This window comes from Pseudomonas sp. NPDC089534 (genome assembly GCF_044749305.1).
GTDB lineage: Bacteria > Pseudomonadota > Gammaproteobacteria > Pseudomonadales > Pseudomonadaceae > Aquipseudomonas > Aquipseudomonas ekonensis.
The window spans coordinates 1-21,741 of sequence record NZ_JBIVHR010000024.1; the positions used below are offsets into that span (position 1 = coordinate 1).

23 protein-coding genes and 1 pseudogene are annotated in these 21,741 nt (G+C 64.5%); 12 read left to right on the forward strand and 12 right to left on the reverse strand.

Annotation, left to right across the window (positions count from 1 at the left end; translation table 11 throughout):
* Window positions 1–2,232: ATP-dependent Clp protease ATP-binding subunit ClpA (gene clpA, locus ACIP0B_RS09960; RefSeq protein WP_400831567.1), on the forward strand; the 2,232-nt coding region annotated here is incomplete at its 5' end.
* Window positions 2,233–2,484: 252 nt separating this feature from the next.
* Here clpA and infA read toward each other — a convergent pair.
* From infA to aat, 3 genes are all read right to left on the reverse strand, one after another.
* Window positions 2,485–2,703 carry a translation initiation factor IF-1 gene (gene infA, locus ACIP0B_RS09965; protein ID WP_002553999.1) on the reverse strand — a complete coding sequence of 73 codons (219 nt, stop codon included), beginning with the start codon at window positions 2,701–2,703 and terminating at the stop codon, window positions 2,485–2,487.
* A 113-nt stretch (window positions 2,704–2,816) separates the two neighbouring features.
* Window positions 2,817–3,524 carry an arginyltransferase gene (locus tag ACIP0B_RS09970; RefSeq protein WP_400831568.1) on the reverse strand — a complete coding sequence of 236 codons (708 nt, stop codon included), beginning with the start codon at window positions 3,522–3,524 and terminating at the stop codon, window positions 2,817–2,819.
* Between the two features lie 57 nt (window positions 3,525–3,581).
* Complete coding sequence (gene aat / locus ACIP0B_RS09975; protein ID WP_400831570.1) at window positions 3,582–4,262, reverse strand: leucyl/phenylalanyl-tRNA--protein transferase; 681 nt, start codon at window positions 4,260–4,262, stop codon at window positions 3,582–3,584.
* 468 nt (window positions 4,263–4,730) lie between these two features.
* On the opposite strand from aat, the gene ACIP0B_RS09980 reads away from it, so the two are divergent.
* From ACIP0B_RS09980 to cysG, 6 genes are all read left to right on the forward strand, one after another.
* On the forward strand, window positions 4,731–7,142 hold the full coding sequence (locus ACIP0B_RS09980; protein ID WP_400831572.1) for a DNA translocase FtsK: 2,412 nt from the start codon (window positions 4,731–4,733) through the stop codon (window positions 7,140–7,142).
* Between the two features lie 79 nt (window positions 7,143–7,221).
* Complete coding sequence (gene lolA, locus ACIP0B_RS09985; RefSeq protein WP_085630532.1) at window positions 7,222–7,842, forward strand: outer membrane lipoprotein chaperone LolA; 621 nt, start codon at window positions 7,222–7,224, stop codon at window positions 7,840–7,842.
* 61 nt (window positions 7,843–7,903) lie between these two features.
* Window positions 7,904–9,229, forward strand: a complete 1,326-nt coding sequence (locus ACIP0B_RS09990) for a replication-associated recombination protein A (protein ID WP_400831574.1) — start codon at window positions 7,904–7,906, stop codon at window positions 9,227–9,229.
* Entirely contained in the window at window positions 9,226–9,600 is a 375-nt protein-coding gene (crcB, locus tag ACIP0B_RS09995; protein WP_217891442.1) for a fluoride efflux transporter CrcB, read from the forward strand. The genes ACIP0B_RS09990 and crcB overlap by 4 nt, the downstream gene beginning before the upstream one ends.
* Window positions 9,601–9,615: 15 nt before the next feature.
* Complete coding sequence (gene serS, locus ACIP0B_RS10000) at window positions 9,616–10,896, forward strand: serine--tRNA ligase (protein WP_085579842.1); 1,281 nt, start codon at window positions 9,616–9,618, stop codon at window positions 10,894–10,896.
* 1 nt (window position 10,897) lies between these two features.
* Window positions 10,898–12,292, forward strand: coding sequence for a siroheme synthase CysG (gene cysG, locus ACIP0B_RS10005; protein ID WP_400831576.1), 1,395 nt, complete (start codon window positions 10,898–10,900; stop codon window positions 12,290–12,292).
* A 100-nt stretch (window positions 12,293–12,392) separates the two neighbouring features.
* Here the strand turns inward: cysG and ACIP0B_RS10010 are convergent, their stop codons facing one another.
* The 7 genes from ACIP0B_RS10010 to ACIP0B_RS10040 all read right to left on the reverse strand — a co-directional run bounded on the left by ACIP0B_RS10010 (window position 12,393) and on the right by ACIP0B_RS10040 (window position 16,657).
* A complete protein-coding gene (locus ACIP0B_RS10010; RefSeq protein ID WP_400831578.1) occupies window positions 12,393–13,400 on the reverse strand; it encodes a glutathione S-transferase family protein in 1,008 nt (335 codons plus the stop codon).
* A gap of 91 nt (window positions 13,401–13,491) precedes the next feature.
* Window positions 13,492–14,475, reverse strand: coding sequence for a glycosyl transferase family protein (locus ACIP0B_RS10015; protein WP_400831661.1), 984 nt, complete (start codon window positions 14,473–14,475; stop codon window positions 13,492–13,494).
* Between the two features lie 14 nt (window positions 14,476–14,489).
* Complete coding sequence (locus ACIP0B_RS10020) at window positions 14,490–14,825, reverse strand: TusE/DsrC/DsvC family sulfur relay protein (RefSeq protein ID WP_400831579.1); 336 nt, start codon at window positions 14,823–14,825, stop codon at window positions 14,490–14,492.
* Window positions 14,822–15,115, reverse strand: a complete 294-nt coding sequence (tusB, locus tag ACIP0B_RS10025; RefSeq protein WP_400831581.1) for a sulfurtransferase complex subunit TusB — start codon at window positions 15,113–15,115, stop codon at window positions 14,822–14,824. The genes ACIP0B_RS10020 and tusB overlap by 4 nt, the downstream gene beginning before the upstream one ends.
* A complete protein-coding gene (gene tusC / locus ACIP0B_RS10030; protein ID WP_400831582.1) occupies window positions 15,115–15,471 on the reverse strand; it encodes a sulfurtransferase complex subunit TusC in 357 nt (118 codons plus the stop codon). Before tusC ends, tusB begins: the two co-directional genes overlap by 1 nt.
* Before the next feature lie 2 nt (window positions 15,472–15,473).
* Window positions 15,474–15,866 (reverse strand): sulfurtransferase complex subunit TusD, encoded by a 393-nt coding sequence (gene tusD, locus ACIP0B_RS10035; RefSeq protein ID WP_400831662.1) that lies wholly within the window; start codon window positions 15,864–15,866, stop codon window positions 15,474–15,476.
* An 86-nt stretch (window positions 15,867–15,952) separates the two neighbouring features.
* Window positions 15,953–16,657, reverse strand: coding sequence for a YoaK family protein (locus ACIP0B_RS10040; protein ID WP_400831583.1), 705 nt, complete (start codon window positions 16,655–16,657; stop codon window positions 15,953–15,955).
* A gap of 146 nt (window positions 16,658–16,803) precedes the next feature.
* On the opposite strand from ACIP0B_RS10040, the gene ACIP0B_RS10045 reads away from it, so the two are divergent.
* Window positions 16,804–17,154, forward strand: coding sequence for a hypothetical protein (locus ACIP0B_RS10045; RefSeq protein ID WP_400831585.1), 351 nt, complete (start codon window positions 16,804–16,806; stop codon window positions 17,152–17,154).
* A 97-nt stretch (window positions 17,155–17,251) separates the two neighbouring features.
* Here ACIP0B_RS10045 and ACIP0B_RS10050 read toward each other — a convergent pair whose 3' ends face one another.
* Window positions 17,252–17,677, reverse strand: a complete 426-nt coding sequence (locus ACIP0B_RS10050) for a GNAT family N-acetyltransferase (RefSeq protein ID WP_400831586.1) — start codon at window positions 17,675–17,677, stop codon at window positions 17,252–17,254.
* Between the two features lie 147 nt (window positions 17,678–17,824).
* On the opposite strand from ACIP0B_RS10050, the gene ACIP0B_RS10055 reads away from it, so the two are divergent.
* The 4 genes and pseudogenes from ACIP0B_RS10055 to ACIP0B_RS10070 all read left to right on the forward strand — a co-directional run bounded on the left by ACIP0B_RS10055 (window position 17,825) and on the right by ACIP0B_RS10070 (window position 20,917).
* Entirely contained in the window at window positions 17,825–18,262 is a 438-nt protein-coding gene (locus ACIP0B_RS10055; protein WP_400831587.1) for a hemerythrin domain-containing protein, read from the forward strand.
* Window positions 18,263–18,483: 221 nt separating this feature from the next.
* On the forward strand, window positions 18,484–19,119 hold the full coding sequence (locus ACIP0B_RS10060; protein WP_400831589.1) for a lytic polysaccharide monooxygenase auxiliary activity family 9 protein: 636 nt from the start codon (window positions 18,484–18,486) through the stop codon (window positions 19,117–19,119).
* A 40-nt stretch (window positions 19,120–19,159) separates the two neighbouring features.
* Window positions 19,160–20,161: pseudogene (locus ACIP0B_RS10065) on the forward strand (chitinase); the annotation flags it as partial.
* A gap of 165 nt (window positions 20,162–20,326) precedes the next feature.
* Window positions 20,327–20,917, forward strand: a complete 591-nt coding sequence (locus ACIP0B_RS10070) for an NUDIX domain-containing protein (RefSeq protein WP_400831590.1) — start codon at window positions 20,327–20,329, stop codon at window positions 20,915–20,917.
* A gap of 201 nt (window positions 20,918–21,118) precedes the next feature.
* Here the strand turns inward: ACIP0B_RS10070 and ACIP0B_RS10075 are convergent, their stop codons facing one another.
* On the reverse strand, window positions 21,119–21,634 hold the full coding sequence (locus ACIP0B_RS10075) for a methylated-DNA--[protein]-cysteine S-methyltransferase (protein WP_400831592.1): 516 nt from the start codon (window positions 21,632–21,634) through the stop codon (window positions 21,119–21,121).
* Between the last annotated feature and the right edge of the window lie 107 nt (window positions 21,635–21,741).

Below are 21,741 nucleotides of genomic sequence, written 5' to 3' on the forward strand. Positions count from 1 at the left end.
TTCAAGGAGGCCCGTTCGAAGCGTCATGAGTTCATGACCGTCGAACACCTGCTGCTGGCCCTATTGGATAACGAGGCTGCCGCCACCGTTTTGCGTGCCTGCGGCGCAAACCTCGACAAACTCAAGCACGACCTGCAGGAGTTCATCGACTCCACCACGCCGCTGATCCCCGTTCACGATGAGGACCGCGAGACCCAGCCGACCCTGGGCTTCCAGCGTGTGCTGCAACGTGCTGTCTTTCATGTTCAGAGCTCGGGCAAACGCGAAGTGACCGGCGCCAACGTGCTGGTTGCGATTTTCAGTGAGCAAGAGAGTCAGGCGGTGTTCCTGCTGAAACAGCAGAGCGTTGCGCGCATCGATGTCGTCAACTATATCGCCCACGGCATTTCCAAGGTGCCGGGGCATGGCGAACATTCTGAGGGTGAGCAAGATATGCAGGACGACGAGGGCGGTGAGTCTTCTTCTTCAGGCAATCCTCTGGACGCCTATGCCAGCAATCTCAACGAACTGGCGCGTCAGGGCCGGATCGACCCGCTGGTCGGCCGCGAGACGGAAGTCGAGCGCGTCGCGCAGATCCTGGCGCGCCGGCGCAAGAACAACCCGTTGCTGGTGGGCGAGGCGGGCGTGGGCAAGACCGCGATCGCCGAAGGCCTGGCCAAGCGCATCGTCGACGGCCTGGTGCCGGACCTGCTGATCAACAGCGTCGTCTATTCCCTCGACCTGGGGGCCTTGCTGGCCGGCACCAAGTACCGCGGCGATTTCGAGAAGCGCTTCAAGGCGCTGCTCAACGAGCTGAAGAAGCGTCCGCAGGCGATCCTGTTCATCGACGAGATCCACACCATCATCGGTGCCGGCGCAGCGTCCGGCGGCGTCATGGACGCCTCCAACCTGCTCAAGCCGCTGCTGTCGTCCGGTGACATCCGTTGCATCGGTTCGACCACGTTCCAGGAATTCCGCGGCATCTTCGAGAAAGACCGGGCCCTGGCGCGGCGTTTCCAGAAGGTCGATGTCGTCGAGCCGTCGGTGGAGGACACCATCGGTATCCTGCGCGGCCTGAAAGGGCGCTTCGAGCTGCACCACAACATCGAGTACAGCGACGAGTCGTTGCGCGCCGCCGCCGAACTGGCCTCGCGCTACATCAATGACCGGCACATGCCGGACAAGGCCATCGATGTGATCGACGAGGCGGGCGCCTACCAGCGCCTGCAGCCGGCGGACAAGCGCGTGAAGCGCATCGACGTGGCCCAGGTCGAGGACATCGTGGCGAAGATCGCGCGGATTCCGCCGAAACACGTCACCAGCTCCGACAAGGAACTGCTGCGCAACCTAGAGCGCGACCTGAAACTGACGGTGTTCGGTCAGGATGCGGCGATCGACTCCCTGTCGACCGCGATCAAGCTGTCCCGTGCCGGGCTGAAGTCACCCGACAAGCCGGTCGGTTCGTTCCTGTTCGCAGGTCCCACCGGTGTCGGCAAGACCGAGGCCGCGCGGCAGTTGGCCAAGGCGTTGGGCATCGAGCTGGTTCGTTTCGACATGTCCGAGTACATGGAGCGCCACACCGTGTCGCGCCTGATCGGTGCGCCTCCGGGCTATGTCGGGTTCGACCAGGGCGGTCTGCTGACCGAGGCGATCACCAAGCAACCGCATTGCGTGCTGCTGCTCGACGAAATCGAGAAGGCGCACCCTGAAGTCTTCAACCTGCTGCTGCAGGTGATGGACCACGGGACGCTGACCGACAACAACGGGCGCAAGGCGGATTTCCGCAATGTGATCATCATCATGACCACCAACGCCGGTGCCGAAACGGCGGCCCGGGCTTCGATCGGTTTCACCCATCAGGATCATTCGTCCGATGCGATGGAAGTGATCAAGAAGAGCTTCACGCCGGAGTTCCGCAACCGCCTGGACACCATCATCCAGTTTGGTCGCCTCAGCCATGAGGTCATCAAGAGCGTGGTGGACAAGTTCCTCACCGAGCTCCAGGCGCAGCTGGAAGACAAGCGGGTGCTGCTGGAAGTCACCGACGCGGCCCGCAGCTGGCTGGCGGCCGGCGGTTACGACTCGGCGATGGGTGCCCGTCCGATGGCGCGCCTGATCCAGGACAAGATCAAGCGTCCGTTGGCGGAGGAGATCCTGTTTGGCGAACTGGCCGAGCATGGCGGTGTGGTGCACATCGACATCAAGGACGGCGAGCTGACCTTCGAGTTCGAAACCACGGCGGAAATGGCCTGAAGCCGAAGCCGCAACTCAGCAAAAGGGCGCCTTATGGCGCCTTTTTGCTGTCCGGGCATTCCCGGTCATCTCTGTGCGGTGCCGGTCATGCGGAGGCTGTCGCGAGCAGGCTCGCTCTCGCATCGGTTCTGTGTCGTGCATGTATCCCTGTGGGAGCCAGCCTGCTGGCGATGGCGTCAGTCCGGGCGCCGCAGGTCAAATCGCGCGCAAACAAAAACGCCCGGCAGGGCCGGGCGTCTTGTATTGACTTGCTTAGCGGGCGCGGTAAGTGATGCGCCCTTTGCTCAAGTCATAGGGCGTCAGCTCGACGCGCACTTTGTCACCGGTAAGAATACGAATGTAGTTCTTGCGCATCTTGCCGGAGATATGCGCGGTAACGACGTGCCCATTTTCCAATTCCACGCGAAACATGGTGTTTGGCAGGGTGTCGACGACAGTGCCTTCCATTTCGAAGCTGTCTTCTTTCGACATGCAGTAAAGCCCTCGGTGTCCAGTGAATGGCCCGGTGCAACTGCGCCAGGCAAAAGCGGCGTGCATTGTGCCCGAAAAGTGGTGTTTACGCCAAGGGGTTTAAGGGTTTGCGTTCAGTTGAGGATGACCCAGCGCTGATTGATCAGCAGTTCGATGGGGCGGTACTGGGTCTTGTAGTTCATCTTTTTGCAGTTTTTGATCCAGTAGCCCAGGTACACGGCGTCCAGCCCCAGCCGCCGGGTTTCGGCGATCTGCCAGAGAATTGCGTAGCGCCCCAGGCTGCGGCGCTCTTCGGCCGGTTCGTAAAAGGTGTAGACCGCGGACAGGCCGTTGGGCAGCAGGTCGGTGACGGCGACGGCCAGCAACCGTCCGTCGAGTCGGAACTCGTAGAAGCGGGAGAAGGGCAGGTCGCGCACCAGGAAGGTGGCGAACTGGTCACGGCTGGGCGGGTACATGTCGCCGTCGGCGTGCCGCTGCTCGATGTAGCGCTGGTACAGGTCGAAGTATTCTTCGCTGAAGCCCGGTTTCACCGGCCGCACCTGAAGGTCGGCGTTGCGCTTGAAAATGCGTTTCTGCTGACGGTTGGGGCTGAACTGCAGCGCCGGGATGCGCGCAGGCACGCAGGCATTGCAGTTCTGGCAATGCGGGCGGTACAGGTGGTCGCCGCTGCGACGAAAGCCCATTTCCGACAGGTCTGCGTAGACATGCACATCCATGGGCTGGCTGGGGTCGAGAAACAGGGTCGTGGCCTGCTCCTGCGGCAGATAGCTGCAAGAGTGAGGCTGAGTGGCATAGAACTTCAAACGCGCCAACTCGGTCATGATCAACCCTCGGGATAAGCTTGTGAATTAAGTGTAAGCCACACGCGCAAAAGTCGCTCAGCAAACCCAGGTCGCATCGCTGGGGCGATCCAGGTGCCGTGCCAGGTAGTCCGCGAAGGCCTGGCGCGAGATTGCCCGGGCGCCGAGGCTGTGCAGATGGTCGGTGGGCATCTGGCAGTCGATCAACGCGAAACCCGCGTCTTTCAGGTGTTGCACCAGTGTGGCAAAGCCATATTTGGAGGCGTTGTCGGCGCGGCTGAACATGGATTCGCCAAAGAACAGCTGCCCCATGGCCAGGCCGTACAGGCCGCCGACCAGTTCGTCCTGATCCCAAACCTCCACCGAATGGGCGAAGCCGCGCCGGTGCAGTTCGATGTAGGCGTCCTGCATCGCCTGGGTGATCCAGGTGCCGTCGGCATACTCCCTCGGCGCGGCGCAGGCGCTGATCACCGCCGCGAAGTCCTGGTCGAACGTCACCCGGTAGCGCTGCTTGCGCATCAGTTTGCCGAGGCTGCGCGAAACGTGCAGCTCGTCGGGAAACAAAACCGTGCGCGGATCCGGCGACCACCAGAGGATCGGCTGGCCTTCGGAGAACCACGGAAAGCAGCCGTGGCGGTAGGCCTGGATGAGCCGGTCGGCGGACAGGTCGCCGCCGGCCGCCAGCAATCCGTTGGGATCGCGCATGGCCTTTTCCAGGGGCGGAAATGTCAGGGTGTTGCGTTGTAACCAGGTCAGCATGGCATTCGGGCTTGCGGAAGAGGGGAGGGCGGTGGCTGCGCTAGAGTGTGCCGTTAAATGACGGGAATGTCCTCCCGATCCTGCGCGGCTGCAACTTGGCCGGGCAGGCGCGGTCGTAATCGGGCGCCGGGCATTGTGCGGCGATCGGCGTCGGGCGCTTCGTGACGTTCATCAAATACACCTCATAAGCCTTTGTCACAAAAGGTAATGCATGCTCAAATTGAGCCGCAGGATCCATGCGTTTGGCTATGCTTGTTCCAGAGGTGCGGGCATGGCAACGCGCTTGCAAACCCGTACAATGCCGGGCTGTTGCAGAATATTCGCAGTGCGCCGAGTTTATAAAGGCACCGGTGCAGTGTTAAAACGGGGTTCGGTTGTGCCCGTCAACTTTTTCACCTGCCTGGATCGGGCAGTTTTTTATCGTCATTCAATAGATGGACGCGCCGCAGGCGCAGGAAAAGAAGCGTTTTGAAGAAATCCACGGAAGCACCAAAAGCAGTCGTTCCGCTCTGGCGTCAGCAGTTGCACTACCGACTCAAGGAAGGTGCACTGATCGCCATCGGTGCCTTGTGCCTGTTCCTGATGATGGCCTTGCTGACCTACGGCAAGGACGATCCGGGCTGGAGCCACAACAGCAAGATCGACGACGTGCAGAACTTCGGCGGCCCGGCCGGCTCCTACAGCGCCGACATCCTGTTCATGGTGCTGGGGTACTTCGCGTATATCTTCCCGCTGCTGCTGGCGATCAAGGCCTACCAGATCTTCCGCCAGCGCCACGAGCCGTGGCAGTGGAGCGGCTGGCTGTTCTCCTGGCGCCTGATCGGCCTGGTGTTCCTGGTGCTGTCGGGCGCCGCGCTGGCCCATATCCATTTCCATGCCGCGGCCTCCAGCCTGCCGGCCGGAGCCGGCGGGGCGCTGGGCGAAAGCCTGGGCGACCTGGCCAAGAACGCCCTGAACATCCAGGGCAGCACATTGCTGTTCATCGCCTTGTTCCTGTTCGGCCTGACGGTGTTCACCGACCTGTCGTGGTTCAAGGTGATGGATGTCACCGGCAAGATCACCCTCGACCTGTTCGAACTGTTCCAGGGCGCGCTCAACCGCTGGTGGGCGGCGCGCACCGAGCGCAAGCAACTGGTCGCCCAACTGCGCGAAGTCGATGACCGCGTGGACGAGGTCGTCGCCCCGGCGGTGCCGGACAAGCGCGAGCAGGCCAAGGTCAAGGAGCGCCTGATCGAACGCGAGCAGGCCCTGAGCAAGCACATGTCCGAGCGGGAGAAGCAGGTGCCGCCGGTCATTATGCCGGCCCCGGCCAAGGCGCCGGAACCGAGCAAGCGCGTGCAGAAGGAAAAGCAGGTGCCGCTGTTCGTCGACAGCGCCGTGGAAGGCACCTTGCCGCCGATCTCGATCCTCGACGTGGCGGAAAAGAAGCAGCTCAACCATTCCCCGGAGTCTCTGGCGGCGATCGGCCACCTGCTGGAGATCAAGCTCAAGGAGTTCGGCGTCGAGGTCACGGTGGACTCGATCCATCCGGGCCCGGTCATCACCCGTTACGAAATCCAGCCGGCCGCCGGCGTGAAGGTCAGCCGCATCGCCAACCTGGCCAAAGACCTGGCGCGTTCCCTGGCCGTGACCAGCGTGCGGGTGGTCGAGGTGATTCCGGGCAAGACCACGGTCGGCATCGAGATCCCCAACGAAGACCGGCAGATCGTGCGGTTCTCCGAAGTGCTGTCGACGCCTGAGTACGACAACTTCAAGTCGCCTGTCACCTTGGCCCTCGGCCACGACATCGGCGGCAAGCCGGTCATCACCGACCTCGCCAAGATGCCGCACCTGCTGGTGGCCGGTACGACCGGTTCCGGTAAGTCGGTGGGCGTGAACGCGATGATCCTGTCGATCCTGTTCAAGTCGGGCCCCGAAGACGCCAAGCTGATCATGATCGACCCGAAAATGCTCGAACTGTCGATCTACGAAGGCATTCCGCACTTGCTGTGCCCGGTGGTCACCGACATGAAGGACGCGGCCAACGCCCTGCGCTGGAGCGTCGCCGAGATGGAGCGGCGCTACAAGCTGATGGCGAAGATGGGCGTGCGCAACCTGGCCGGCTTCAACGCCAAGGTCAAGGAGGCCCAGGACGCCGGCGAGCCGTTGAGCGATCCTTTGTACAAGCGCGAAAGCATCCACGACGAGGCGCCGCTGCTGCAGAAGCTGCCGACCATCGTGGTGGTGGTGGACGAATTCGCCGACATGATGATGATCGTCGGCAAGAAGGTGGAAGAGCTGATCGCCCGGATCGCCCAGAAGGCGCGGGCCGCCGGCATCCACCTGATCCTGGCGACCCAGCGGCCGTCGGTGGACGTGATCACCGGCCTGATCAAGGCCAACATCCCGACGCGGATGGCGTTCCAGGTGTCGAGCAAGATCGACTCGCGCACCATCATCGACCAGGGCGGCGCCGAACAGCTGCTCGGCCACGGTGACATGCTCTACATGCCGCCGGGCACCAGCCTGCCGATCCGGGTTCACGGCGCGTTCGTCTCCGACGACGAGGTGCACCGGGTGGTCGAGGCGTGGAAACTGCGCGGCGCGCCGGAATACAACGACGACATCCTCAACGGTGTCGAAGAGGCGGGCAGCGGTTTCGAAGGCAGCAGCGGCGGTGGCGAAGGCGACGATCCGGAAGCCGACGCGCTGTACGACGAAGCCGTGCAGTTCGTGCTCGAAAGCCGCCGGGCCTCGATCTCCGCAGTGCAGCGCAAGCTGAAGATCGGCTACAACCGCGCTGCGCGGATGATCGAAGCCATGGAAATGGCCGGGGTCGTCACGGCGATGAACACCAACGGTTCGCGTGAGGTGCTGGCCCCGGGGCCGGTGCGCGACTGAATCAAAACCCCGGATTCAACAGCCGGGACGGCGCAATGAGGCGCCGTCCGCTCTCCCACGAGTATTCAAGAGGACTCCCATGCGTCTGATCCGCATGCTGCTGCCGGTACTGGCCCTGACCACGCTTTCGGCCCACGCCGACGAAAAGGACGTGGCGCGCCTGACCCAACTGCTGGAAACATCCAAGACCCTCACCGCACGCTTTTCCCAGCTGACCCTCGACGGCAGCGGCACCCAGTTGCAGGAAACCGCCGGCGAGATGTCGCTGCAGCGCCCGGGCCTGTTCTACTGGCACACCGACGCGCCGGCCGAGCAGACCATGGTCTCCGACGGCAAGAAGGTCACCCTGTGGGACCCGGACCTTGAGCAGGCGACGATCAAGAAGCTGGACGAGCGCCTGACCCAGACCCCGGCCCTGCTGCTGTCGGGCGATGTGTCGAAGATCAGCCAGAGCTTCGACATCACCGCCAAGGAAGCCGGCGGCGTGATCGACTTCACCCTCAAGCCGAAGACCAAGGACACCCTGTTCGACAGCCTGCGCCTGTCGTTCCGCAACGGCCTGGTCAATGACATGCAACTGATCGACAGCGTCGGCCAGCGCACCAACATCCTGTTCACCGGGGTGAAGGCCAACGAAGCGATCCCGGCGTCCAAGTTCAAGTTCGACATCCCCAAGGGTGCCGACGTGATCCAGGAATAACCCCTGAACCCTGTGGGCGAGAGCCCGCAGGATCAACGCCTAGAGGTTTCAACGGTACGTGATGGATCTGTTTCGCAGAGAGCCCCTGGCCCAGCCTTTGGCGGCCCGGTTGCGCGCCACCAACCTGGACGAATACGTCGGCCAGGAGCACGTGCTCGCCCGCGGCAAGCCGCTGCGCGAGGCGCTGGAGCAGGGCGCGCTGCATTCGATGATCTTCTGGGGCCCGCCGGGCGTGGGCAAGACCACCCTGGCGCGGCTGCTGGCGGAAGTCTCGGACGCGCACTTCGAAACGGTGTCGGCGGTGCTGGCCGGGGTCAAGGAGATCCGTCAGGCGGTGGAGATCGCCAAGCAGCAGGCCGCGCAGTACGGCCGGCGCACGATCCTGTTCGTCGATGAGGTGCACCGTTTCAACAAGTCTCAGCAGGACGCGTTCCTGCCGTATGTCGAGGACGGCACGCTGATCTTCATCGGCGCCACCACCGAAAACCCTTCGTTCGAACTGAACAACGCGCTGCTGTCGCGGGCCCGGGTGTATGTGCTCAAGAGCCTGGACGACGCCGCGCTACGCAAACTGGTGCACCGTGCGCTGACCGAGGAGCGGGGCCTGGGCAAACGCCACCTGACCCTCAGCGACGAAGGCTTCCAGATGCTGCTGTCGGCCGCCGACGGCGACGGCCGGCGCCTGCTCAACCTGCTGGAGAACGCCTCGGACCTGGCCGACGACGACAGCGAGATCGGCACCGACCTGCTGCAGAGCCTGCTCGGCGACACCCGCCGGCGGTTCGACAAGGGCGGCGAGGCGTTCTACGACCAGATCTCCGCGCTGCACAAGTCGGTGCGCGGCTCCAACCCCGACGGCGCGCTGTACTGGTTCGCGCGGATGATCGACGGCGGCTGCGATCCGCTGTACCTGGCCCGGCGCGTGGTGCGCATGGCTAGCGAAGACATCGGCAACGCCGACCCACGTGCACTGAGCCTGTGCCTGGCGGCGTGGGACGTGCAGGAGCGCCTCGGCAGCCCCGAAGGCGAACTGGCGGTGGCCCAGGCCATCACCTACCTGGCCTGCGCGCCGAAAAGCAACGCGGTGTACATGGGCTTCAAGGCCGCGATGCGCGCCGCCGCCGAGCACGGTTCGCTGGAAGTGCCGCTGCACCTGCGCAACGCGCCGACCAAGCTGATGAAGCAGTTGGGCTACGGTGACGAATACCGTTACGCCCACGACGAGCCGGACGCCTATGCCGCCGGCGAAGACTATTTCCCCGAAGCGCTCGAGCCGATTCCGTTGTACCAGCCGGTGCCCCGTGGCCTGGAGCTGAAGATCGGCGAAAAGCTCAAGCACCTCGCCCAACTCGACCGGCTGAGCCCACGCCAGCGGAGAAAACCGTGATTCCAGCGATCGTTGCAGTCTCCATCGGCGGCGTCGCCGGCACGCTGCTGCGCTTCGCCGCCGGCAATTGGGTCAACGCCAACTGGCCGCGGCACTTCTATACCGCGACGCTGGCCGTTAATATCGTGGGCTGTCTTTTGATCGGCGTGCTGTACGGCCTGTTTTTGATACGCCCGGAGGTGCCTTTCGAGGTGCGTGCCGGGTTGATCGTCGGCTTCCTCGGAGGGCTGACGACCTTTTCATCCTTTTCACTGGATACGGTGCGCCTGCTGGAAAGCGGGCAGGTGCCGCTGGCCTTGGGCTATGCGGCGCTCAGCGTATTCGGCGGGCTGCTCGCCACCTGGGCCGGCCTGTCCCTGACCAAACTTTGACAACGAGAGACCGACATGCTCGATTCCAAACTGTTACGTAGCAACCTTCAGGACGTAGCGGACCGCCTGGCTTCCCGTGGCTTTGCCCTGGACGTCGCGCGCATCGAAGCGCTGGAAGAACAGCGCAAGGAAGTCCAGACCGAAACCGAAAAGCTTCAGGCTGAACGTAACGCGATCTCCAAGAGCATCGGTCAGGCCAAGCAGCGCGGCGAAGACATCGCACCGCTGATGGCCAATGTCGAGAACATGGGCAGCCAGCTCAACGAAGGCAAGGCTGCGCTGGACAAGATCCAGACCGAGCTGGACGCGATCCTGCTGGGCATCCCCAACCTGCCGCACGAGTCGGTGCCGGTCGGCGAAGACGAAGACGGCAACGTCGAAGTGCGCCGCTGGGGCACGCCGACCGCGTTCGACTTCCCGGTGCAGGACCACGTCGCCCTGGGCGAGAAGTTCGGCTGGCTGGACTTCGAGACCGCCGCCAAGCTGTCCGGCGCACGGTTTGCCCTGCTGCGCGGCCCGATCGCCCGCCTGCACCGCGCCCTGGCGCAGTTCATGATCAACCTGCACGTCACCGAGCACGGCTACGAAGAGGCCTACACCCCGTACCTGGTGCAGGCGCCGGCGCTGCAAGGCACCGGCCAGTTGCCGAAGTTCGAGGAAGACCTGTTCAAGATCGGCCGCGACGGTGAGGCCGACCTGTACCTGATCCCGACCGCCGAAGTGTCGCTGACCAACATCGTCGCCGGCGAGATCGTCGACGCCAAGCAACTGCCGATCAAGTTCGTCGCCCACACCCCGTGCTTCCGCAGCGAGGCCGGCGCGTCGGGCCGTGATACCCGCGGCATGATCCGCCAGCACCAGTTCGACAAGGTCGAGATGGTGCAGATCGTCGAGCCGTCCAAGTCGATGGAAGCCCTGGAAAGCCTGACCGCCAACGCCGAGAAGGTGCTGCAGCTGCTGCAGCTGCCATACCGCACCCTGGCGCTGTGCACCGGCGACATGGGCTTCAGCGCGGTCAAGACCTACGACCTGGAAGTGTGGATCCCGAGCCAGGACAAGTACCGCGAGATCTCGTCGTGCTCCAACTGCGGCGACTTCCAGGCCCGTCGCATGCAGGCGCGCTTCCGCAACCCGGAAACCGGCAAGCCTGAGCTGGTGCACACCCTGAACGGTTCCGGCCTGGCGGTCGGCCGCACCCTGGTGGCGGTGCTGGAGAACTACCAGCAGGCCGACGGTTCGATCCGCGTGCCGGACGTGCTGAAGCCGTACATGGGTGGCCTTGAGGTCATCGGCTGACATGGACTATCTGCCGCTGTTTCACAACCTGCGCGGCAGTCGTGTGTTGGTCGTCGGCGGGGGGGAGATTGCCTTGCGCAAGTCCCGCCTGCTGGCCGACGCCGGTGCGCTGCTGCGGGTGGTCGCACCTGAAATCGAAGCACAACTGCGTGATTTGGTGACCGCCGGCGGCGGTGAGTGCCTGTTGCGCGGCTACCTCGAAACGGACCTGGACGGCTGCGGGCTGATCATCGCCGCCACCGACGATGAAGCGCTGAACGCGCAGGTCTCCGCCGATGCCCATCGGCGTTGCGTGCCGGTCAACGTGGTGGACGCGCCGGCCCTGTGCAGCGTGATCTTCCCGGCCATCGTCGACCGTTCGCCGCTGATCATCGCGGTGTCCAGCGGCGGCGACGCGCCGGTGCTGGCCCGTCTGATCCGCGCCAAGATCGAAACCTGGATTCCTGCCACCTACGGTCATCTGGCCGGCCTGGCCGCGCGTTTCCGGCATCAGGTCAAAAGCCTGTTTCCGGACGTGCAGCAGCGTCGTGCCTTCTGGGAAGACGTGTTCCAGGGGCCGATCGCCGACCGGCAGTTGGCCGGGCAGGGCGCCGAGGCCGAACGTCTGTTGCAGGCCAAGATCGATGGCGAAGCGGATGTGGCGACCGGTGAGGTGTACCTGGTCGGCGCCGGGCCCGGCGATCCGGACCTGTTGACCTTCCGCGCCTTGCGCCTGATGCAGCAGGCCGACGTGGTGCTGTACGACCGTCTGGTGGCGCCGGCGATTCTCGAGCTGTGCCGCCGTGACGCCGAGCGGGTCTACGTCGGCAAGCGCCGCGCCGATCATGCCGTGCCGCAGGACCGGATCAACCGGCAACTGGTGGATCTGGCCAAGGCCGGCAAGCGCGTGGTGCGGTTGAAGGGCGGCGATCCGTTCATCTTCGGCCGCGGCGGCGAAGAGATCGAGGAGCTGGCGGCCCATGGCATCCCGTTCCAGGTCGTGCCGGGCATCACGGCGGCCAGCGGTTGCGCGGCCTATGCCGGGATTCCGCTGACCCATCGCGACTACGCGCAGTCGGTGCGTTTCGTCACCGGGCACCTGAAGGACGGTTCCACCGATCTGCCTTGGGCCGACCTGGTCGCGCCGGCGCAGACCCTGGTGTTTTACATGGGGCTGGTGGGGTTGCCGATCATTTGCGAGCAACTGATCAAGCACGGGCGCGGCGCCGACACGCCGGCGGCGTTGATCCAGCAGGGCACCACGGTCAATCAGCGGGTGTTCACCGGCACCCTGGCCGACTTGCCGCACCTGGTGGCGGAGCATGAAGTGCATGCGCCGACCCTGGTGATCGTCGGCGAAGTGGTGCAGTTGCGCGAGAAACTGGCGTGGTTCGAAGGGGCTCAGGGGCAGGTCTGAGCGACCGCGTTGTGCCGATCGCCAGCAGGCTGGCTCCCACAGGGGATTTGTGTCGTTCACGAATCCAATGCGGGAGCCAGCCTGCTGGCGATTGGGGCCCTCAAAAGTTGTTGTGATTCCAGATCCCTTTCCCGTTCAGCCGCGCCCGGTCATGGGCCGCGGTGAAGTCCTGCTCCGGTCCTTTGGGCACGACCCCGGTCGGGTTGATGGTCTTGTGGCTGCCGTAGTAGTGGTGCTTGATGTGCTGGAAATCCACGGTCTCGGCGATTCCCGGCCACTGGTACAGCTCGCGCAGCCAGTTCGACAGGTTCGGGTAGTCGGCGATCCGCCGCAGGTTGCATTTGAAATGGCCGTGGTACACCGCGTCAAAGCGGATCAGGGTGGTGAACAAGCGGATGTCCGCTTCGGTGAGGAACTCTCCCGCCAGGTAGCGGTTGGCGCCCAGTAGCCTTTCCAGGTGATCCAGTTCGGCGAACACATCATCGAACGCCGCTTCATAGGCCTGCTGCGAGGTGGCGAAGCCGGCGCGGTACACGCCGTTGTTGACCGCCGGGTAGATGCGCTCGTTCAGACCATCGATTTCACTGCGCAGGGGCGCCGGGTAGAAGTCAAGGCTGTTGCCGGTCAGCCCGTCGAATTCGCTGTTGAACATGCGGATGATCTCCGCCGATTCGTTGCTGACGATGCGCTTGAGCCGCTTGTCCCACAGCACCGGCACAGTGACGCGGCCGGTGTAGTCGGCGGTGTCTGCGGTGTAGCGCTGGTGCATGAAGTCGAAGCCGTCGAGGCGGTCGCCCGTGGAGCCCAGCGCCTTGTCGAACGTCCAGCCGTTCTCCAGCATCAGCCAACTGACCACCGAGACGTCGATCAGGCTTTCCAGGCCCTTGAGCTTGCGCAGGATCAGCGTGCGGTGGGCCCACGGGCAGGCCAGCGACACATAGAGGTGGTAGCGCCCGGCCTCGGCGGCAAACCCGCCTTCACCGCTGGGGCCGGGGCGGCCGTCGCGGGTGACCCAGTGGCGGCGTTGCGCCTGTTCGCGCCGGAAGGCGCCGTCCTTGTCGCTTTCGTACCATTTGTCCTGCCAGCGGCCATCGACCAGTAAACCCATGTTCAAGACTCCGCAAACCAATGATCGTTGGTGTGGAGTCTATTCCGATGGGTTCGAACAAAAAGCGCAAAGATCGGGCAGCTATGATCGATTAAATCGATTTGTTCCGTGCGGCCCAGTATCGCTCGGCGGTTTCGAAGGCTTGCTCACGGCTCTGGCCCAGACCCCGGAGGGCGAGTGCCATGGTCGACAACAGGGCCATGCGGGCGTAGGTGTCGTCCGACTCGCCGCGCCAGACCGCCTTCAATTGGCTGCTCTCCAGCGACGCCGGTTTGACGTGGCGCTGGGCCGACAAGCGTGGCCATTCTTCGTCCCAGGCCTGGCCGCCGGCGGTGCCGTAGAGGTGACTGTCGGCGTCCGGGTTGATCTCGATTTCGCCGCCGTCGCCCTTGATCACGATGGCCGTGTCGCCGAGCAGGCCGCTGGCCTCGCGGTGCACTGCCTGATAGCCGGGGTGGAAGATGCTCTGCAGGCCGCAGCGGGCGCCCAGCGGATTGAGGATCCGCGCCAGCGAGTGGATCGGCGAGCGCAGGCCCAGGGTGTTGCGCAGGTCGATCATCTTCTGCAGCGGCGCGGCCCAGTCCACCAGCGGCATGAACGCCAGGCCGCCGTTGTCCAGCGCCGAGCCGACCTGCTGCCAGTCGCGGCACAGTGGGATGTCCAGCTCACCCAGCAGCTGTTCGCTGTACAGGCGCCCGGCGGTGTGGGCGCCGCCGCCGTGCATGAAGATGCGCACGCCGTTCTGCGCCAGGCACTTGGCCGCCAGCAGATACCACGGCAGGTGGCGTTTTTTCCCGGCATAGGTCGGCCAGTCCAGGTCGACGGCCAACGACGGGGCCTGCAAGCGTTCGCGCAGGGCCTCGGTGAAGCCGGCCATCTCCTCGGCGCTTTCCTCCTTGTGCCGCAGCAGCATCAGGAAGGCGCCGAGCTGGGTGTCCTCGACCTTGCCGTCCAGCACCATGCCCATGGCCTCGCGGGCTTCGGCGCGGGTCAGGTCGCGGGCGCCGCGCTTGCCTTTGCCCAGGATCCGCACGAACTGGGCGAACGGATGCTCGGCGGGCGTTTCGAGGGTCAGCGCTGGAAAGTCGGTCATAGGCAATTCGTCGGTTTGGGCAGGCCCGCCAGTTTCGCGGCGAGCTTGGCGGGGGTGCCTTTGAACAGGCGGTTCAGGTGCAGGCTGTTGCCCTTGTCCGGGCCCAGCTTCAGGGCGGTGTACTTGATCAGCGGCCGGGTGGCCGGGGACAGCTCGAACTCCGCGTAAAAGGCGCGCAGCAGCTCAAGGATTTCCCAGTGGTCGGGGGTCAGTTCGATGTCTTCGGCGACGGCGAGGGCGCCGGCGACCTCGGCCGACCAGTCGCCCAGGTCCACCAGGAAGCCGTCCTTGTCCAGTTCGATGGCGCGGGCGCCGACGGTCAGGGTCTTCATAGCCAGGTGTTGACCTTGTCGTGGCGCACCGACAGTTCGACGAAGGCCGGGTAATCGATGGCCTCGGCCCACTCCGGAACGTCCAGCCCACGGGCCTGGGCGTCCTCGGTCAGCACGTACAGACTGGCGCGGCGGGCCTGGAGCGCCGCGAACGGCGCGGTGCCGGGTTGCAGGGCATAGGCGGCGTCGCCGCACAGCAGCAGGGCGTCGGCGCTGCCCAGCAGGCGCAGGCAACTGGTCAGGCGTTCGTCGCCGAACGGGGAATGGGACAACACATGCAAGGTCGACATCAGAGCGTGATCACTTGGTCGTAACGGTCAATGAGGGCGGTGATGCGGTCGGCGGCCAAGGGCTGCGCCTCGTCCAGCGACAGATCGCCGAGGCCGCGCAGCGCAGCGCTGTCGGCGCAGTAGAACAGCTCTTCGACGCCGAACATCGGCAACGCCTGCAGGTTGGCGCTCAGGTCCTTCTGCTGCAAGGCCTTGGCGTTCTGCCCGGCGGCCAGCTGCAGCACGCCGTCGTCGAGGAACAGCAGGCCGATCGGCAGATCGAACGCGCCGCCGGCCAGCACGATGTCCAGCGCCTCGCGGGCGGCGGGGCCGGACCACGGCGACTGGCGGCTGATGATCAACAGGGATTTGGCCATGTTCACGCGCCTCCGAAGCAGATCAGGCGGTCGGCGTCCTGCACCGCATCGTGCAGTTGGCCCAGGCCGGACAATTCCCACGGCGCGCTGACGGCCACGGCGTCACGCTGGTAGCGGCCGGCCTCTTCGGCGTTCAGCACGCCACGGCGCAGGGCGGCGGCGATGCACACCACGCCGTCCAGCTGCTGCTCGGTGATGAAGGCGCGCCACTGCTTGGGCAGGTCTTGCTCGTCCTGCGGGGTGACCACGCTGTCCGAGGCGTTGTGCACGCCGTCCTGGTAGAAAAACAGCCGGACGATCTCATGCCCGCCGGCCAGCGCCGCCTGGGCGAACAGCAGGGCACGGCGCGAGGAGGGCGCATGGGCGGCGGAAAACAGCGCGATGGCGAACTTCATGACGGACTCGATCAGCGAAACTGCGGCCATGATAAAGCTTTCTCGGCGGAGCGGCGAAGCGGATGTTGCCGCAAGCGCCGAGCGTGTCAGCGCGGCATGTAGCCCAGTTGCCAGCGGCGGGGAATTTTCAGGGCGACCACCCCGAGCACGCCGGCCAGCAGGGCGCTGACGAACAAGGCCTGCAGGCCCAGTTGACGCTCCAGCAGCGCGCCGAAAATAGCACCGACGAACATCCCGGTCCACGGCACCAGTTGCACCCGCCAGCCGTTGCGCCGTTCGCCCAGCAGCCAGCGTCCCAGCCCACGGCCGAACCGTGACAATGCTCCGGTGACGTAGGTCAGCCCCACCGGCAGCCCGTTCACTTCCTCCACGCAGGCGTTGAGCATGCCCATGGCGGTGATCGCCGCCAGCAGGGCCGGCAACTGCTGCTCGAACGGCCAGGCCGCGGCGGTGCAGAGCAGCGCGGCGATGCACAGCAGCAACGGCAGTGCCCGGCGCCCGCTCAGCCGGCTGACGATGACGCCGAGGGCATTGCCCAGGACGAACGTGGCGACCAGGATCGACAGGCGCAAGGTCAGGCCCAGGTCGCCGTCGCTGATCGCCACCGCCAGGCGGGTCGTGTTGCCGCTCATGAACGAGACGAAGTCGCCGCTGGCCATGAAGCCGATGGCGTCGGTCATGCCGGCCAGCACCGACAGGCAGGCGACCAGCGTCAGGCCGACGCGCCCGCGCCATTTCTGGGTGTGCAGGTGACCGGGGCTGGCGCGGTGGGTGGTGGCGGACGGCAGCATGGGCGGGTTCCTGGCCGGGTTCCTGGGTGGGGAAACACGGTTTTACTCCATAGCGCGAGGGTTGTCGCGCCGCCCGATGCGGTAAAGCTGAACGAAACCTTGCCGGGCAGTGATACAGTCCGTTCTTTTTTGAATGAGCGAATGCAATGCGAATGCTGACGGTGGCGCTGGCGGTGACCCTGCTGGCCGGTTGCGCGGGATCGGTGATGGAAGACGCCCGCACCCGAACTCCCTACAAGACCCTGACCTCGGAAAAGCCCGGCAAGGACGTGGCGCGGTGCGTGCAGTTCTCCTGGCAGGACGAGGCGGTGTTCGGCGTGGACGCAGCGGCTTATCTGGAGCCGGGCAAGCAGGGCGCCACGACCGTGTACACGCGTTCGGCGGAATCGTTTGTCGATGTGATCAGCGATGCGTCGGGCACCACGCTCAACTACTACGCGCAAAAGGACGACTTCGTCGCCAAGCGCCGGCTGGCGGCGTTGGCGACCTGTCTGTAGGCCGGGTTGAGGCGGTGACTGCCCGGGCCTCTTCGCCGGCAAGCCCCACATTGGATCTGTGTCGCGCACCTGTCCCTGCGGGAGCCGGCCTGCCGGTTCAGTCCTTCAACCGCTTCTGAAAGAACAGCCGCTTGTGCCCCGGCGGATAGTCCGCCAGTTCACCGAACTCGCTGTAGCCGAGCTTGCGGTAGAACACCGGCGCCTGGAAATCGAAGGTGTCGAGCCAGACCCCGATGCAGCCTTTCTCCCGCGCCAGGTCCTCGGCCATACCCATCAGTTTCGAACCGATGCCTTGGCCGCGCCCCTCCTCGGGCACGGACAGCAGATCGACGAACAGCCATTGGCAGACAAAGCGGCCATAGAGCCCGCCCTGGATCGTGCCACGGTCGTCGCGCACCAGCAGGGTCAGCGGGGTGGAGGGAGCGATGCCGGCCTGGGCGACGTTGTAGGCGTGCAGCGGCGCCAGGATGGCCAGGCGTTCTTCTTCCGTGTCGTTTTGCGACAGTTCGATTCGCAGGTTCATGTGCAACTTCCTTTTGGCAACGAAGGCGCAGCCTAACCCGGCGAACGCCTTTGATCCATCCCGCCGCAAATTCTTGAACCGTCGTTCCCGCGCCGGGGTCTAGCCCTTGTAGGCGCCCATTCGGGTCGCGATTGCCGAGGACCGTCCATGAACATCTTTGAAGCCCTGCGCGAAAGCCATGACCGTCAACGCCGCTACGCCCGGTCGCTGATCAGGACCCGCGGCGACACCCCCAAAAGGGCCGAGGCCTACAAGCGGCTCAAGGACGAGCTTCAGGCCCATGAAACGGCGGAGGAGCGCTGCTTCTATGTGCCGCTGATGGCGTTCGACGGCGGGGTCGACCTGAGCCGGCATGCCATCGCCGAACACCACGAAATGGACGAGATGATGGAGGCGCTCGACGGCACCGAGATGTCCAGCCCCGCTTGGCTGGCAATGGCCAGGAAGCTGGCGGACAAGGTGCACCACCATCTGGAGGAGGAAGAGCAGAAATTCTTCCAGATGGCGGGCAAGCTGCTGGGCGAGAAACAGAAGACGCAGCTCGCCGGCCAGTACGAAAAGGAATACGAGGCGCAAATGCCTTGACCCGCAAATGCCGGATTTCGTGCCTTTGGCGTGTAGGCGTTTTGCTACAGGTCGGGTACGCACTCGTGCAATAAGCTGTATATCCATCCAGTATTTATTGGCGATTGCCGCAGAATGCCCGTTCGCTGCGACAAATCCGCCGATGGACAAAAAATCCCCCTCCGTTAGCTTGAAGGCCTCTCCTCGGGAAGGAGAGTTCTTAAATCAATGGAGTGAACAACATGAACCAAGCAACCCCTGAAACCCAACTGCGACACGGTCGCGTCACCTCTCCGGCCAGCCGTGGTTCGGTGGCCATCGAACAAGGCCTGCTGGGCGGCTGGCAGGTCAACGAAATGGAAGGCGGCAAGAACTTCCCGGCACTGGCGGCCGGCCCGTTTCCCGCGCCGTTCGGCACGGACAACCCGAGCGTCGTGCCGCCGGCCGACGGCCACATCCTCAGCGGCGGCAAGGATGACGCCCGCGACTGCGTGAACTTCACCGACGAGGAAATGAGCAAGAAGCTCGGCCGTCCGTTCACCTGGCCGCTGCTCAACGTCACGCCGGGCCAGACCCTGGAGATCAAGTGGGAGTACACCGCCCCGCACACCACCCGCGGCTACCGTTGGCTGATCACCAAGGACGGCTGGGATCCGAAGACCCGCATCACCCGTGCGCAACTGGAGGCGCAACCGTTCTTCGAGGACTTCTACCCTCAGGTTCCGTACTACAGTCATGCGGGCGAACTGAAGGCCAAGGTCAACCATTCGGTGAAACTGCCGGCCAACAAGAAGGGGCGTCACGTGATCGTCCTGATGTGGATCGTCGCCAACACCGGCAACGCCTTCTATCAGGCCTTCGACGTCGACTTCAAATAAGTCCGCGCCAACCGACCCACACGTTCTGAAGGATTAGAACATGTCGAACATTGACTTCACCCTGTTGCACAACCAGGCAGGCGACGCGGCGTCGCTGATGCCGAGCATCGCCGGCAAGAAGATCCTCATGGGCTTCTGGCACAACTGGCCGGCGGGGCCGAGCGACGGCTACCGGCAAGGGCAGTTCGCCAACATCGCGTTGGAAAACGTATCCAAAGAGTACAACGTGGTCGCCGTGGCCTTCATGAAGGGCAACGGCATCCCGACCTTCAAGCCCTACAACGTCTCCGACGCCGAGTTCCGCCGCCAGGTCGGCGTGCTCAACAGCCAGGGGCGGGCGGTGCTGATCTCCCTGGGCGGCGCCGATGCGCACATCGAGTTGCGCGCCGGCCAAGAACAGCCGCTGGCCAACGAAATCATCCGTCTGGTGGAAACCTACGGCTTCGACGGGCTGGACATCGATCTTGAACAGAGCGCGATTGATTTCGCCGCCAACAAGACTGTCCTGCCGGCGGCGCTGAAACTGGTCAAGGACCACTACGCAGGCCAGGGCAAGCACTTCATCATCAGCATGGCGCCGGAGTTTCCGTACCTGACCGCCAACGGCAAGTACGTCGGCTACCTGCAAGCGCTGGAAGGCTACTACGACTTCATCGCCCCGCAGTTCTACAACCAGGGCGGCGACGGGGTCTGGGTGCCGGAGGCCAACAACGGCAACGGCGCGTGGATCGCGCAGAACAACGATGCGATGAAGGAGGACTTCCTTTATTACCTGACCGAAAGCCTGGTGACCGGCACCCGCGGGTTCACCAAGATCGCGGCGGACAAGTTCGTCATCGGCCTGCCGGCCAACGTCGATGCCGCCGCCACCGGTTATGTGATCGACAAGACCGCGGTCGGCAACGCCATGAAGCGGCTGGCCATCAAAGGGCATCCGATCAAGGGGCTGATGACCTGGTCGGTGAACTGGGACAACGGCATCAGCAAGGACCGGGTGCCGTACAGCTGGGAGTTCAGCCGCCGTTACGGGCCGCTGATCCATGGCGCCAAGCTGTCTGAGCACGCGTCGGACGACATGACGGTCGACATCGGCCAACAGCAGTAAGCGAACAGAAAGCCCGGTAGCGCTGCCGGGCTTTTTTTCGTCCGTGGGCAACGTCTTTTCGCCTACCATGGGCGTCCTTCAAGGACACAAGGGTCAGGCGTCATGTCCAACACGGCCGAACGGGTCAAATTCATCGATACGCAGGTGTTGTCCCACGATTGGTATCTGCTGAAGAAAATCACCTTCGACTACCGGCGCAACAACGGTGACTGGCAGCGTCAGACCCGTGAGGTCTACGACCGCGGCAACGGCGCCGCGATCCTGCTGTTCAACCGCGAAAAGCGCACAGTGGTGCTGACCCGGCAGTTTCGTCTGCCGGTGTTCGTCAACGGCCATGACGGTCTGCTGATCGAAGTGGCCGCCGGGCTGCTCGAAGGGGCGGCGCCGGAGCAGCGCATCCGCGCCGAAGCCGAAGAGGAAACCGGCTACCGTGTGCACGACGTGAGGAAAGTGTTCGAGGCCTACATGAGCCCGGGTTCGGTGACCGAGAAACTGCACTTTTTCGTCGCCGAATACGATTCGGCTTCGAAGGTCGGCGCCGGCGGCGGCCTGGAGGATGAGACCGAAGAGCTGGAGGTGCTGGAGTGGCGCTTCGACGAGGCGCTGGCGGCCTTCCACCGTGGTGAGATCTGCGACGCCAAGACCATCATGCTGTTGCAGTATGCGGCGATGAACGACCTCTTCTCCGCCTGAGCGGCGCAGGTGTGGCGGGCTCCTTGGTGGTGGAGTCCCTGTGGCGGGGGAGCTTGCTCCCGCTCCGGTGCGCAGCGCCGGCAAGGTACTCGCCCATTCCGGAAAAACCGGGCCCGCTGCGCAGCCCGGCGGGAGCAAGCTCCCTCGCCACATTGAGAGCATCCGCAGCGCGACAGTGGGCCGATCACTGAATACAGACGGTCAGAACAGCTCCCCCGTTCGGCCGGCCTCGGCCCATCGGCAACCCTCAAGTTTCAGCAGCCGTTCCTTGGCCTCCAGCCCACCGGCGAACCCCGTCAGTTTGCCCGACGCGCCGATCACCCGATGGCACGGCGCAACGATCGAGATCGGATTGCGTCCGTTCGCCGCGCCCACTGCCCGCACCGCGCTGGGGTGGCCGATCTGCTCGGCGATCTGGCTGTAGGTGCGGGTCTCGCCGAAGGGAATGGTCAGCAGCGCGGCCCAGACCCTTTTCTGGAAGTCGGTGCCGGCGAAATCCAGCTCCAGCTCGAAGCGGTTCCGGGTGCCGGCGAAATATTCCTGCAGCTGCTGCGCGGTCCTGAGCAGCACCGGGTTGTCCGGCGCCTCGGCCATCGGCCCCAGGCGCACCCGGCCGGGCTTGTCGTTTTCCCAGAGGATGGCCGCCAGTCGCTGGCCGTTCGCGACCAGCTTCAGTTCGCCGACCGGCGAGGGCAGGGTGATGAACGTGTAGGCCATGGGGACGGACTCCGGGTGGTGACGGAAACAGCGCACAGCATACGGCGTGTTCCGGGAGGCGCAAATCGCAATCGCGGCCATACTGCTTGTGGCTCTTGCAGCGCTTC

Coding starts and splice junctions, on each gene's coding strand:
- aat (WP_400831570.1), bottom strand. CDS start 4,262: ATGCTGACCTGGTTACAACGCAACACCCTGACATTTCCGCCCCTGGAA.
- ACIP0B_RS09970 (WP_400831568.1), bottom strand. CDS start 3,524: ATGACCGAGTTGGCGCGTTTGAAGTTCTATGCCACTCAGCCTCACTCT.
- ACIP0B_RS10050 (WP_400831586.1), bottom strand. CDS start 17,677: ATGAACCTGCGAATCGAACTGTCGCAAAACGACACGGAAGAAGAACGC.
- lolA (WP_085630532.1), top strand. CDS start 7,222: ATGCGTCTGATCCGCATGCTGCTGCCGGTACTGGCCCTGACCACGCTT.
- ACIP0B_RS10010 (WP_400831578.1), bottom strand. CDS start 13,400: ATGGGTTTACTGGTCGATGGCCGCTGGCAGGACAAATGGTACGAAAGC.
- ACIP0B_RS10055 (WP_400831587.1), top strand. CDS start 17,825: ATGAACATCTTTGAAGCCCTGCGCGAAAGCCATGACCGTCAACGCCGC.
- serS (WP_085579842.1), top strand. CDS start 9,616: ATGCTCGATTCCAAACTGTTACGTAGCAACCTTCAGGACGTAGCGGAC.
- ACIP0B_RS10070 (WP_400831590.1), top strand. CDS start 20,327: ATGTCCAACACGGCCGAACGGGTCAAATTCATCGATACGCAGGTGTTG.
- ACIP0B_RS10075 (WP_400831592.1), bottom strand. CDS start 21,634: ATGGCCTACACGTTCATCACCCTGCCCTCGCCGGTCGGCGAACTGAAG.
- ACIP0B_RS10045 (WP_400831585.1), top strand. CDS start 16,804: ATGCGAATGCTGACGGTGGCGCTGGCGGTGACCCTGCTGGCCGGTTGC.
- cysG (WP_400831576.1), top strand. CDS start 10,898: ATGGACTATCTGCCGCTGTTTCACAACCTGCGCGGCAGTCGTGTGTTG.
- ACIP0B_RS10060 (WP_400831589.1), top strand. CDS start 18,484: ATGAACCAAGCAACCCCTGAAACCCAACTGCGACACGGTCGCGTCACC.
- infA (WP_002553999.1), bottom strand. CDS start 2,703: ATGTCGAAAGAAGACAGCTTCGAAATGGAAGGCACTGTCGTCGACACC.
- tusC (WP_400831582.1), bottom strand. CDS start 15,471: ATGGCCAAATCCCTGTTGATCATCAGCCGCCAGTCGCCGTGGTCCGGC.
- ACIP0B_RS10020 (WP_400831579.1), bottom strand. CDS start 14,825: ATGAAGACCCTGACCGTCGGCGCCCGCGCCATCGAACTGGACAAGGAC.
- ACIP0B_RS10040 (WP_400831583.1), bottom strand. CDS start 16,657: ATGCTGCCGTCCGCCACCACCCACCGCGCCAGCCCCGGTCACCTGCAC.
- ACIP0B_RS09990 (WP_400831574.1), top strand. CDS start 7,904: ATGGATCTGTTTCGCAGAGAGCCCCTGGCCCAGCCTTTGGCGGCCCGG.
- tusB (WP_400831581.1), bottom strand. CDS start 15,115: ATGTCGACCTTGCATGTGTTGTCCCATTCCCCGTTCGGCGACGAACGC.
- tusD (WP_400831662.1), bottom strand. CDS start 15,866: ATGAAGTTCGCCATCGCGCTGTTTTCCGCCGCCCATGCGCCCTCCTCG.